The 12902-nt window shown below is 61.3% G+C and carries 8 protein-coding genes and 1 other RNA gene; 4 read left to right on the forward strand and 5 right to left on the reverse strand.

All coding sequences use genetic code 11. The features are described from left to right. Window positions 1-29: 29 nt before the first annotated feature. Entirely contained in the window at window positions 30-2021 is a 1992-nt protein-coding gene (gene dnaX, locus ACZ5B4_RS02735) for a DNA polymerase III subunit gamma/tau (protein ID WP_464912912.1), read from the reverse strand. A 139-nt stretch (window positions 2022-2160) separates the two neighbouring features. Continuing rightward, window positions 2161-2259: signal recognition particle sRNA small type (gene ffs / locus ACZ5B4_RS02740), an RNA gene on the reverse strand. 325 nt (window positions 2260-2584) lie between these two features. On the opposite strand from ffs, the gene wecB reads away from it, so the two are divergent. Further along, entirely contained in the window at window positions 2585-3703 is a 1119-nt protein-coding gene (wecB, locus tag ACZ5B4_RS02745; protein WP_464912913.1) for a non-hydrolyzing UDP-N-acetylglucosamine 2-epimerase, read from the forward strand. A 14-nt stretch (window positions 3704-3717) separates the two neighbouring features. Here the strand turns inward: wecB and ACZ5B4_RS02750 are convergent, their stop codons facing one another. Further along, window positions 3718-4089: a hypothetical protein gene (locus ACZ5B4_RS02750; protein WP_464912914.1), complete on the reverse strand. Its 372-nt coding sequence runs from the start codon at window positions 4087-4089 to the stop codon at window positions 3718-3720. A 306-nt stretch (window positions 4090-4395) separates the two neighbouring features. Here ACZ5B4_RS02750 and ACZ5B4_RS02755 point away from each other — a divergent pair, with 306 nt between their 5' ends. Further along, window positions 4396-4839: a CBS domain-containing protein gene (locus tag ACZ5B4_RS02755; RefSeq protein ID WP_464912915.1), complete on the forward strand. Its 444-nt coding sequence runs from the start codon at window positions 4396-4398 to the stop codon at window positions 4837-4839. A gap of 101 nt (window positions 4840-4940) precedes the next feature. Here the strand turns inward: ACZ5B4_RS02755 and ACZ5B4_RS02760 are convergent, their stop codons facing one another. After that, entirely contained in the window at window positions 4941-6260 is a 1320-nt protein-coding gene (locus ACZ5B4_RS02760; protein ID WP_464912916.1) for a glucuronyl esterase domain-containing protein, read from the reverse strand. A gap of 136 nt (window positions 6261-6396) precedes the next feature. Next, window positions 6397-8250, reverse strand: a complete 1854-nt coding sequence (locus ACZ5B4_RS02765; protein ID WP_464912917.1) for an SLC13 family permease — start codon at window positions 8248-8250, stop codon at window positions 6397-6399. Window positions 8251-8993: 743 nt separating this feature from the next. On the opposite strand from ACZ5B4_RS02765, the gene folE reads away from it, so the two are divergent. Continuing rightward, window positions 8994-9551: a GTP cyclohydrolase I FolE gene (gene folE, locus ACZ5B4_RS02770; protein WP_464913988.1), complete on the forward strand. Its 558-nt coding sequence runs from the start codon at window positions 8994-8996 to the stop codon at window positions 9549-9551. 33 nt (window positions 9552-9584) lie between these two features. Further along, window positions 9585-12743, forward strand: a complete 3159-nt coding sequence (locus ACZ5B4_RS02775) for an FAD-linked oxidase C-terminal domain-containing protein (RefSeq protein ID WP_464912918.1) — start codon at window positions 9585-9587, stop codon at window positions 12741-12743. Window positions 12744-12902 lie beyond the last annotated feature (159 nt).

Here is a 12902-nt window from a genome sequence, read left to right on the forward strand (position 1 = left end):
GGCACAGAAAGGCGGCGTGATTTCGAAGCTCAGTCGTCGTCCGGGTCGGCAACGTCGGACGGGAGGGACTCGTCTTCCGAAAACAGCAAAGATTCTTGGGATTGCTTCGTCGGCGGCAAGACCTGCGTCGGTTCCGCCCCAAATACGTCGATCGCCTTTCGGACCAAGGGGTTTTGCATGATGTCGAAAAGCTGCTGTTGCTGAGAGATCGGGCTTGGATTTCGCTCGTCGATGGGCGAGGCTCCCGACATCAGCACGAAGTCCACGGCAGCGCTGCCGCCGAGGATGCGACGCAGGGCCGCTTCGATGCGGGCTTTGTTTTCCGGCCGACTGCAAAAGCCGTAGCTGAATTGAGCCTGCGGACGGAATAGGACTTGCAATCGTCCGGCTTCCGTCCAAACGACACGATCGAATTGCCGGGCCTGCTCCGCCAATAGAACGGGTAGCGATTCCATCGCTCGGTTCCAGATTTCGAGCGCCCGATCAGGGTCCGGCGGAACCGCCGTTTGATGGGGAGCGGCGGCGTGTTCGGACTGGGAGATATGATTAAGGTCCTTCGCATCGCTTGGCGGAGAGGCACGCAATCCCGACGTGGTATCATCCCCACCGATCTGGTGGGATTGTCGCGCGCCCGTGCCCAAGCGAGGGTCCGTGGGCGAGGTTTCGCCGCGGATCGAATCCGGAGCGGGCTTGGACCCTAATGCCGAGCCGGCTCGCGAAAAAGCGCCGCCCGAAGACTCCCCGGAGCGAAGAGAGGCAGCGGTCGGCGACGCTACCCGGGCCACTTGAGGACTGCCAACAGGCTGGGATCGCAGCTCGGTTAAGATTTGGTGCAGATCCTCCATTTCATCCAGCATTACCAGTCGAACAAGCGCCAGTTCCGCCACGATACGATCGTGAGTCACCACGCGCATGCGACTGAGTGCATAATCCAGAATCTGCATGGAGGCCATCAGGCGAGGCAGACCTAGCGAGCGGCCGATCTCGGCAGCTCGTTCGGTCTGACTCGGTCCCACTGTGAGCAGCACGTCACCGGTGCAGCCCAAGCATGCAACCAGGCAATCCCGGTAAAACGCCAGTAATTGCTCCACCAGAAGGGCCGCGTCCGCACCGGCGGCAAGCACGCGATGCAGTTCGGTGAGCGCCGCTCGCGCATCCCGTGCCGCGACCGCCGATACGATGGCTTCGACGGCGTCGGTGCCGGCCAATCCGAGCAAACGGTTGGCATCTTCGAGGGTGAGACGCTCCGAAGCGAACGACAAAAGCTGCTCCAGGAGAGACTGGGCATCACGCATGGAGCCGGACGCTTTGCGCGCCACCAACTCCAAGACGCCGTCATCCACGAGCACATTCTCGGAGTCTGCGATCGCCCGCAGCCGCTCCACGATCTCGGGCGTACGGATCCCGGCAAAATCAAAGCGCTGGCAGCGCGAGAGGATCGTGATGGGAACCTTGTTCGGCTCCGTAGTGCAGAAGATGAACTTGACGTGCTCAGGCGGCTCCTCCAACGTCTTCAATAGGGCGTTGAAGGCCTCCTTCGTCAACATGTGAACTTCATCGATGATGTAGATCTTGTACCGGCTGCGACTGGGCCGAACCGCAATGCTTTGGCGAAGCTGGCGGATTTCCTCGATGCCGCGGTTGCTGGCACCGTCGATTTCCAGGACATCCACGTCTTCCCCATTGGAGATACTGCCGCAAATTTCGCATTGATTGCACGGCTCGGGCGTCGGTCCCTGCACGCAATTGAGGGCCTTGGCGAAGATACGGGCGGTGGACGTCTTGCCCACACCCCGAGCGCCGGTAAAAAGATAGGCGTGCCCGACGCGACCGTGACGAATGGCGTTGGAAAGGGCCGACGCGACGTGCTCTTGGCCCACGAGATCCTGAAAGGATTGCGGCCGGTAGCGCCGCGCCACGACCAGATAATGCGTTGCCCCCGACGGCTGCGCGACGTCCACCTCCGCCCGCGATTCCCTGGTTTCAGGGTCGGATTTGGCTTTGGCTCGACGTGGACTCATGAACTACGTCCACCCGGGAATCCTGGTTCTCTTTCTCGCGGCCGTTCGTTGCGATCGGTCCAAACCAGAGTGCAATCCCGTCCCGAAAGGACGGCCAAAACTCGGCCCACTCTACTGCTCCCTTCGATTCCGGTCGGCGTCCGGCGAGGAGCCCGCCGCACATGGAGATCACCGCTTATGGCTGCTGACTTTCGTCCCTGACCAGGTTCGCGGCTCCCCATTGCAGGGACCCCTCGCCGGGCGTCGGCTCGGCGAAGGGCCGTCGCGTTCTTTCCCTCTTCGCTTTCAATTGTTTTACGCGATCCGAGATGGGCCGTCAAATGGGGTACGAGAGCGATGCCTGGAACCATCGCCCACCGTTCCCAAGGCCGAACGGCGAGGGATGCATCCGGCCCAGGGCGCCCCATGGCGCCAATCGCCGAATAGTTGCGATGGGCGGCTCTTTCCCCTCTGCCGGACGCGTGTTTTGCGACTCCGACCGAAGGCGCATGGGCTATGATTGAGGGAATGCGTCTTTCGTCCATCAAACCGCGGTGCGATTTCATCTGCCAGGAATTCGGAACATGCCTCGCGTATTCGGATGCGTCGTCGGAGCTCGTCCGAACTTCATGAAGATGGCTCCCTTGCTTCGGGCGCTGGAGAAGTATGATGATGTGCGGACCGTGCTCATCCACACGGGGCAGCACTACGATTCTCAGCTCAGCGACGTATTTTTCGAAGATCTCGAGATGCGACGGCCGGACATCCATTTGGGCGTCGGCTCCGGCACGCACGGGCGGCAGACTGCGCTTGTTTTGGAGGCCGTCGAGAAAGTCCTGCTCGAGGCGCATGCCGCGGGAAGTCCTTTTCATCGTCTGATCGTCGTGGGGGATGTGAACTCCACCATGGCGGCGGCCCTGGCCGCGGCCAAATTGCAGGTCCCGGTCGCTCACGTCGAAGCGGGGCTGCGGAGCTTCGATCGCTCCATGCCCGAGGAAATCAATCGTATCGTTACGGACGTTCTTGCCGACTTGCTTTTTGTCTCCGAGCCGTCGGGCGTGGAAAACCTCCGCCGAGAGGGCCGCTCGCCGGAGCAGATCCACCTTGTAGGGAATGTGATGATCGACACGCTTCGTGCGCTGCTGCCGAAAATTCGGCCGCGGGAGACCCTCCAGCGATTGGGCATGGATTTGGGCGAATTCGGCGTCGTCACCCTGCATCGCCCGTCGAACGTCGACCAGCCCGGCACGCTGGCTCCGCTCCTGGAAGTCCTGGCAGAGGTCGGCAAGACGCTGCCCATCTTGTTCCCGATTCACCCTCGCACGCAAACGCGGATTCGGGAGTTCGGGCTGGAGTCGCTGTTGCGACGCGAAGGCGACGGGAAGAGCGGCCTGATCCCGCTTCCCCCGCTGGGGTATCGCGATTTCCTGGCCCTGACCTCGTCCGCCAAAGTGGTCATTACCGATTCGGGAGGCTTGCAGGAAGAGAGCACGGCGCTGGGAATCCCTTGCCTTACGTTACGGCCGAACACGGAGCGGCCTGTTACAGTCGAAGAGGGCACCAGCACGCTGGTTGGGAACGACGCCGCGGCCTTGCGACGGCTTTTGGGCGATGTCCTGAGCGGACGCTATAAACGCGGTCGATGTCCGGAGCTATGGGACGGACGCGCTGCGGAAAGAATCGCCGCCGTTTTGACGGCTTGATGGCCCCTGCCTTATTAGGCGGCTGTGCCGCGCTGGGGATTCCGCTCCGGCTTGAACGGTTCCGGCATGGGCAAATCCAAGATCTGCACCAACAGCATGAGCACGCCGAGCAAGATCGTCAGAATGGGAATCTCTAGATCAAGCTCGAGGTAGCCGGTTTGCCGCAGAACCGAGCAGATCGAAGCCGCGAGGAAAAAAGGCCCTAGCACGACGGAAAGTTTATTAACCCCTCCCACGACGATGGCCAAGATGCCGACGGTCGCCAGACCGAGTGTCCAAATCCAGTCCACGCCCGGGATGATTTCCAAGACGTTCAGAAGCCACGTTACGCCCAAGACGACCACGAGAATCGGTACCACGAATCGCTTTGTCGATGCCACGATCATGAGTCCCCTGCTTCGCAGCCCGGCCGCGTCGCCCGGCAGACTCCCCGATCGGCCGGCCGGACAATGCCGCAACACCTTTCGGAGTCTGGTGGCTTCCGTCAGCGAATAGATGTCTGCCGCCAGCCAAACAAAAAGATATCGCCCTGCGGGGCAAAACGCAACACGCGAGCTTGGATGGGAAGGCCGCGGTTTGATGGAGGCTTCTTCGAGTTGCCGCGGAGCGTCGATTTTCCTATACTTCGATTGTGAAAATAGAGGCCATCGGCAATCCATAAAAGCGGTTTGTTTCCGAGGAGGTCCTGTCCTGTGACGGCGATTCGCGAAATCTTGATGAAAAAAGGGACGCATGTGTACACGGTGGCTCCTGAAGCCACCCTTCAAGATGTTGTGGACGAGCTGGTTCAGCACAACATTGGGGCTGTGCTAGTCTGCCACCGCGATCCCGCAGCCGGCGAAACGCTACTCGGTATCGTGTCGGAGCGCGACGTCTTGCGGCGCTGTGCGCTTTCGGATCGGCCCCTGCGAGAATGGAAGGCCGAAGAGGTCATGAGTCGGAATTTGGTGACCGCTTGCCCGGATGATTGCGTGGGCGACGTACTCAAGGCCATGACGGTCCATCGTATTCGCCACTTGCCCGTTCTTCAGGATGGCAAGCTGGTGGGAATCGTCTCCATCGGCGACTTGGTTAAGTCGCAGTTGGACGAATTGGCGGTGGAGAACCGCTTCATGAAGGACTACATCCAAAGCTGACAGTGAGCGCCATTTTTGTGCGCTGCTCGTACCCCGCGCAGGCATCCGGCGTTAGTGACGGCCCCCTGAATCGCCGCGTTGCCGTCCGCCCTCTGTAGGAGTCACTGTTCCTGCCGGGAGTAGTGCTTGTCGGCAAAGTCCAAATAGCACCGCCAGTCGTATTCCGTAAGATCGTGTTTCCCGGTGCGCACATGGTATCCGATCGTTCCCATAGCGGGGTGATCGGGAGGCGGCATCTCATCGGCAGGCAAACCCTCTTTTCCGAAGAGTTGATAGACCGGAGAGGCGGCTTTGGCAGCCAAGAATTCACCCTTGGGGTCCGCCCATAGGTCCTCGGAAGCGCTGGCCACATACACGGGCCGAGGCGCTATCAGGGCGATCAGCTCATGCTGATCGAAGGGGAGTTCATCCTCGCGGTCCCCGTACTTCTTGAAGTTTTCGCAAAACCAATGAGGAAACACCGTGTTGATGCGTGCCACGGTCTCGCCGAAGCGACGCCGACTGAGGGCCGCGCCGCCGCAACCCGAGTCGTTGGAAATGACGATGGCGAACCTCTCATCCTGCGCACCGGCCCACAAAGCGGTCTTGCCGAGCCGGGAATGCCCCAAAACGGCGACCTTTTGAGCGTCGATATCCGGGTCGGTCTCGAAGTAATCCATAGCTCGGCTCAATCCCCAGGCCCAGGCTCCGATGGAACCCCACTCGTCCGGTGCGGGCCGGGTTTGTCCCGCTTTGTAAAAGAGCGGATGCACTCCGTTTTGAAAACCGTCGTCAAAGTCGGGGTCGATGTCGCCGTAATAGATCGTGGCAAGACCGTAGCCGCGGCTGAGTATCAACTCGACGGGCCAGCGACTGGCGGAGGTGCCGCGCGAAGCCTCCGTGGCCTGGTTGTTCACGACGCCCTTTTCCGGATTATTACGCATCCAACTTTTGGAAAGGGTAATTCCTGGGTCTGTGTGAATCGTATGGTTTCCGAAGAAATTCAATCCCAAAAAGATCGGCACGGGCCGCCGGACCTGTTTGGGCAGGTAGATCAAAACGTCCATTTTCGGGCCGGCTTCCTTCGTCGCGGAGAAATACACGACGACTTCTTTTCGCACGGCCGTCCCGCCCAGCGCGTTTTCATCTGTGGCGCGCACGTGGAACGACAAATCGGCCGGACGCCTGGGGGACCTACCGTACATTTCCCTTTCGAAGAGGGCGAGAAGCTCCGGACGCCGTTTGTTCCTCCAGGTGTCGGCGTCCCGGACGATCGTTCCGTCTTGGCACAGCAAGGGGTCCGGCAGAGTATAGGCGGGAACTCGGCTTTCGTCGTAGTTCACGTCGCTCGGTTCGGCGGATGCCCCCGGCCGTGCCGCGGAGGCGAGGACCGCGATTCCGACCAAAGTCCACAGCAACCCACGTGACTGATCCCGCTTCATGGCAGCATCTCCCTGGACAGGTTTGTGTGCGGATCGCCGCATCAGCGACGGCCGTTGCGCAAGGCGTCGCCGGATTGAACGGCCCTCGTTCTACCCCCCAAGCCGACTTCGGCGCATCGCATCATCCATCGCATCATCAAAACGGCCAAATGCGAGGCGCCAGTGTGACGGTGACCACGGTGTTCAGGATATTCATGGGGATGCCCGCTCGCAAGTAATCCGCGAATCGGTAGTTGCCCGGCCCGTAAACCATCAGATTCGTTTGATACCCCAGCGGCGTGGCGAACGAGGCCGAGGCGGCCATCATGATACTGATAACGAAGGGGATTGGGTTGACGCCGAGGGAGCCGGCCGTGGCCAAGGCAAAGGGGAACATCAGGGCGGCTGCGGCGTTATTGGTGACCATCTCCGTGAGTACCGACGTGATCACGTGGACAAACAGCAGCGAAACCCAAGGATTTCCCCCGGCCAAATCGATGATGGAACCGGCGATCACGGAAGCGGCTCCCGTCTTTTCCAACGCTTGACCGACGCCCAGGGCCGCGCCGATCGTCACCAGAAGTTGCCAATCGATGGCTCGGCGGGCTTCCGTCATGGTGCAGCAACGCAGCAGGATCATCGCCGCGGCGGCCAGCAGGGCGCCCTTGAGCATGGTGATCCGTCCGAGTGCGGCCGTCACGGGTCCGATCTGAATCGTCACGTCGCCCAGGGATTCGCTGAGGGAGACCACCAACACCATGACCGCCAGGACGATCAGCGCGGTAGCGGCCTTCTCGAAGCGAGGCGGGCGAGAATCCTCCAATCGGCTGAGCAGGTAAAAATCCCGGCTGTGCCGGTGCGTTTCCATGAAAGACGGGTGAGCCTCCAAGAGCACGGTATCGCCGCGACGCAGAACGATATCCCCAATTTTTCCGGGCAAACGCTCCCCTTCCCGCGCGACGGCAATCACCACGGCGTTGTACACGGAGCGAAAGCGGCCGTCACGGATAGTCTTGCCAATCAGGGGACAGCGATCGCTGATTACGGCCTCGATCAGGCAGCGTTGCGAGCGAGGGGCATCCAGCTTGAAGACTTGGTTTGTCGCGGGGACCAGCCCGCGAATCTTTTGGAGATCGCGGACCGATTCCACGACGCCGACGAAGACAAGCCTGTCGTTCGCCCGCAGCTTTTCTTTGGGAGACACGGCCGGCAAGACGTTACCGTCCCTATTGATTTCGGCCAGATAAAGCCCCGGCAGGTGGCGCAAGCCCGCCTCTTCGATCGTCTTTCCCACCAGTTGACTACCGGTCTCGACTTCCATTTCGGTAATGTACCGTCTGGGGTCCTCGCGAACGGGGGCGGCCGACTGCCGGTTCGGCAGCAACCAACGATGACTCAACACCACAAAAAGAATCCCGATAACGACGAGGGGAATGCCGACCCAACTGACATCCCAAAGCCCCAAGCCGCGGGGCAGGGGGGCTCCGCCGGTCGCCTGGGCATGATCCGCTGCCCGGATCAAGAGACCGTTCACCACCAAATTGGTACTCGTTCCGATAATGGTGCAAGTACCGCCCAAAATGGCGGCATAACTGAGCGGCAAGAGCACCTTGGAAGGCGTGATCCGGTTCTGCCGCGCCCAGTCGCTGACGGCCGGGATCAGCATGGCCACGACCGGCGTGTTATTGACGAAGGCGCTCAATGTGGCAGTGGGGGCCATGACCCGCAGGATCGCACCGGCGGTGGTCCTTGCTCGACCGAAAATCCGCTCGGCAAGCGCGGCAATCGCTCCGGTTTCCGTCAATCCCGCACCGACCACGAACAACACTGCGATGGTGATCATTCCCTCGTTCGAGAATCCCGATAGGGCCTCGCTGCTGGTGAGCACGCCCGAAAACAGGAGTATGGCCAAGGCGCCCACCAGGACTGCGTCCGGCGGAATCCTCGTCAATGCGAGGACCAAGAAGACTGCCACTAATACGGAAAGAGCGACGATGGCGGCGAAGGTCATTCGGCAAAGTGTCCCGTCAATATCGGCCAGGTTTTCGCGGGTGGGTACTGATTATCAACGTTGTCCGCAGCCGTAGCCGGGGACGAATCGCGGCCGGCGCCCAACGTATTCACAGTGTATTCGTTAGGTAGTTGGATGCACAGCCGAGCGGTCGCGCGGCGAGCGTGGAAAGCCCTCCGCGCTATCATGCGGAGAGCAGCCTTCCACCGCTGGTGTGTGCCGCAGGGGAGCTGTTGTTGTCAAGCTCGCCCTTCCCTGTTGCGGCGACGCACGGTTTGGAGGTCGTGTGCGCAGATGAAAACTATATCATGATGATAAGATTACTTATATTCTAGGCTGCATGCGGTGTCAAGACATGTCCAGTGAAGACTTTCTCTGTGGCGTGTCGAAAAAGTAGCCGGATACGTGGTGCGATGGAACATGCCCGGCATGCCTCCGAACGGCTAAACGTTACAATGGAACTTGCATTGCAGCAATTCTTGGGCCGTGCGGGATGGGATCACATGCATGGGAGACCCGGTCCCGATCGGCACCTGGTTTTTCAGTTCGAACAACACGGGCCTTTCTAGTCGAGATTTGCGAGGATGAACGACAACGCTAAGCCGGTCCCCCCATCGTCGCTGGAGCACCCAGGCAGACTGACCTTTTCCGAAATCTCCGAAATCACGGAAGAGCCGCTGGAATCGCGTCGGGCGGCGGAGGCGGTCGCAAATCCGCCTGAGCCGTTCGAAACCCCGGTCGATATGAAGGCGATTGAAGAGGCCGTGCGAACGATTCTCCGGGCCGTGGGAGAGGACCCCGACCGCGAGGGTCTCCGAGAGACGCCGGCCCGGGTAGCCCGGATGTACGCGGAATTGTTCAAGGGGCTTCGTTCCGATCCGCGCCGCCATTTGCAAAAGGTGTTCACGGAACGCTACGATGAGGTGGTCTTAGTCAAGGACATCAGCTTCGAGAGCACGTGCGAACACCATTTGATGCCCTTCATGGGCAAGGCGCACATCGCTTATCTGCCGGGCGGCAAGGTCGTGGGGTTGAGCAAGCTTGCGCGCGTCGTCGAGGATATCTCACGTCGACCGCAGGTGCAGGAAAGAATGACGGAATCCATAGCCGACCTTTTGGTAGAAGAGCTTCAGGTTCGCGGGGTTGCGGTCGTGGTGGAGGCCGTCCATACCTGCATGACCGTGCGCGGTGTACGAAAGCCCGGCAGCATTTGCGTGACCTCGGCCATGCGAGGCGCATTTCGCAACAATCCTTCCACCCGGGCCGAAGTGATGACCCTGATCTTCGGCAATCACAAATAGGACCGGTTGTCACAAGGGTCGGCGGCGACCGGAATGAGCACCAGTTATTCGGACCAGCAAAGGGCACGCGTGCACGAGGACCTATCCGGTCTCGTGCGGGGTGAGGTCCTGTCCGATCCGGTACAGCTTCATGTCTACGCCGGGGATGGGAGCATCTTCGAAATGCGCCCCCTCTGCGTCGTCCGTCCGCGGTCCGTCGGCGATGTGACGGCCTGTGTGCGATACTGTTACGAGCATCAATTGCCCGTTCATCCCCGTGGCGCGGGTTCCGGTACGGCGGGTGAATCGCTCGGTCCCGGGGTGATCATCGACTTTTCCGTGCACCTGAGACGCGTCCTCGGCATGGAGCAGGGCGGGGAGTGCGTTCGCGTTCAGCCGGGGGTCGTCCTAGAGAGGTTGAATCTTGTCTTGGCTCGGCATGGGCGGTTCCTCGATTGCGATTCCGCTTCCGCCGTGGTGTCTACTGTGGGCGGTGTTATCAGTCGCGACCCGGCCGCCTCACGCGGGGGCCATCTCGGCCGGTTCGGCCGTCGGTTGCAAGAAATAACCATGGTGCTGGGCGACGGCAGCCGAGTGCGTCTGGGACGAGAGGAGATCGCCAAACATCAGGCCGCCGCCGCAAACTCCCGCAAGAGCCGATTGGTTGCGGACGTCGCGACCATTCTCCGGCGACATCAAGACACGCTAAGTTGTGAAAGGGCAAGGGCGCCGTATTTGGGCGGGTACGCCGTGTGGGACGCGCTTCAGGACGGCCGGCTTGACCTGGCACGGCTTGCGGCGGGCGCCGAGGGCACGCTGGGCGTGATCGTCGAAGCCGTTCTAGAAACCGATCCTCTGCCGAAAAGCGCCGCCGTCGCGCTCCTCCTATTCGATTCCTTGGAACGGGCGGCCATGAGCGGAGGGGAGATTCTCCGCTACCAGCCTGCTGTTTGCGAGCTTCTGGATCGGCGGCATCTCAGTTTGGCACGCCAATCGGATCCACGATTGGAGTCCTTGATTTCGGAGCAGGTGGAGGCCGCGATCGTCGTCGAGATTGCCGGGGAATCGGAACGGTTGGTTCGCAACGAACTCCAGGAGCTGGTCGAAGACGTTCGGGAACGGAAAAAGCTCGCCATCGGTTCGCGGCTGGCGTTCGATGAGGCGGACACGGCGGTCTTGCGGCGGCTTTGCAACCCGCACCAGCCGGCTTTCCGCCGCGGCGGTTCGACGCAGCCGATCCCCGTGCTGGATGATTTTGCCATTCCGCCGGCGAACTTGCCTGCCTTCTTGGCCCTGATTCAGAGCGAATTGCGTCGCCGCGGCGTCACGGCGGCCTTGCGCTGCCGATTAGGTTCGGGAAGCGTGATTCTGCGTCCCTTCCTCGATCTCTCAGACCGCCGGGCCGTCGAGGCTCTGCGGGACCTGGCGGACGTTATCGCGGCTGCCGCCGTTGGGTTGGGGGGCGGGTTCGGAAGTTCGGGCGGACTGGGAATCGTTCGGACGCCGCTCTTGCAGAAACACCTGCCCAAGCTGCATCAGCTTTTCGCGGAAATCAAAGGCGTCTTCGATCCGGCTTCGATTCTTAATCCCGGTAAGGTCGTTCAACGGGAATCGACCTGCGATTGGCCACGCCTTATTCGTTCGCCGATAGCAGAGGAGAGGAGGGGAGGGGAGGTCGAAGCTGCCACGCAAGCCTGTCTGTCACGGCCGCCGGGACAGACAAGATCTCCGGATCGGCCGCCCCTCGGCGATTCCTCCGGCGGCTCCGAAACGCAGGGGGCCGCAACACCGGGCGGAGCGACCGCCGAGACCGAGCGGCGGCCGGCTCTCCGACCCACTTCGCCGGGCGAACCGTCAGCCGCCCAGGACTTGCCGTCGCTCCTGGTGGCCCAATTGGATTGGGAACCGAGGCGGTTGATTGCCGACGTGCAGCAATGCAATTACTGCGGCTTTTGCCGCACGCAATCGTCGCTGGAGCGCATGTGCCCGATCTTTCGGATCATGCCCACCGAGGAAGCCTCTCCCCGGGCTAAAGTGCGTATGCTGCAAGGGGTCTTGTCCCAGGTCTTGCCGCTCGAAACCTTAACGGAGCGGACCGCCAAGGACATTGCCGACTTGTGCGTCCACTGCCACATGTGCCGATTGGAGTGTCCCTCCGAAGTGGACGTGCCGCGACTGATGTCGGAGGCCAAGGCAGCCTACGTCGCCGCGCACGGCATTTCCACGTCCGCATGGTTGATGAATCGGATCGATCGCTGGGCGGCTTGGGCCGCGGCGATTCATCCCGTGGTCAATTGGGCGCTGGGTAATCGCCAGGCCCGATGGTTGCTCGAAAGGTTTTGCGGCGTGGCTCACGGACGGAAGCTTCCCCGCATCTATTCGCCGAGTTTCCTCCGCCGGGCGGCCCGACGTCGGCTCAATCACGCGACGGGTCGCAGCGGTCCCAAGGTGGTTTATTTCGTTGACACGTACGCGAATTGGTTCGACCCGGAATTGGCCGAGATGGCGGTCGCCGTCCTGGAACACAACGGAGTGACGGTCTATGTGCCGTCCGACCAAGGACCGGCGGGTACCTCGGCCGTCGCCGCAGGGGAATTGGATTTGGCGCGGCGGCTGGCCCGGAATAACACCATCATCCTCGCGGAGGCAATTCGACAAGGATACCACGTGGTCACGACGGAGCCTGCCGCCGCGGTAACCCTGACCCGGGAATACCCCCAACTGCTCGAGGACGAGGACAGCCGTTTGGTTGCCCGAAATACGAGCGACCTGGGCGATTATCTCTGGCGTCTCCATCTCTCCGGAAGGCTACAGCTCGATTTCAAACCGATTACGCATGCCCTGGGTTATCATCAGCCGTGCCGCCTGCGGGCGTTGGGAAAGGGTGCGCCGGGCGCGAAGCTGATCCAACTCATTCCGGGCTTGATCGTCGTCCGTACTCACGAGGCGTGCTCCGGAATGGCCGGTACCTACGGACTGATGCGCGAGAACTTCCGAACCAGTCTGCGGGCGGGCTGGGGGCTCATCAACATGCTGAGGGACTCGGCGTTGGAATGCGGTGTTACGGAGTGCAGCACCTGCAAGATTCAGATGGAACAGGGCACCACCAAGCCCACGCTTCACCCCATCAAATTGCTTGCCGCGGCCTACGGCCTATTTCCTGGTGGAACGTCTCGTCTGTTCCGCCCCAGCAGGGAACTGACCTTGACGTAATTGCGGGCGTCCCGCCGTCGGAGACGAAAATACCGCCGTCGCCCCAAATGGCACGACGGTCTCCCGATTTCCCTGCCGGTGGGACACGTTTCGCTGTGCCCGCCGTTCGGGGATGACCGGCCGGAAGCGTCTAGGGTTCGCGGCTCCTTGCCCGACAGC

It is taken from the genome of Thermogutta hypogea (genome assembly GCF_055386265.1).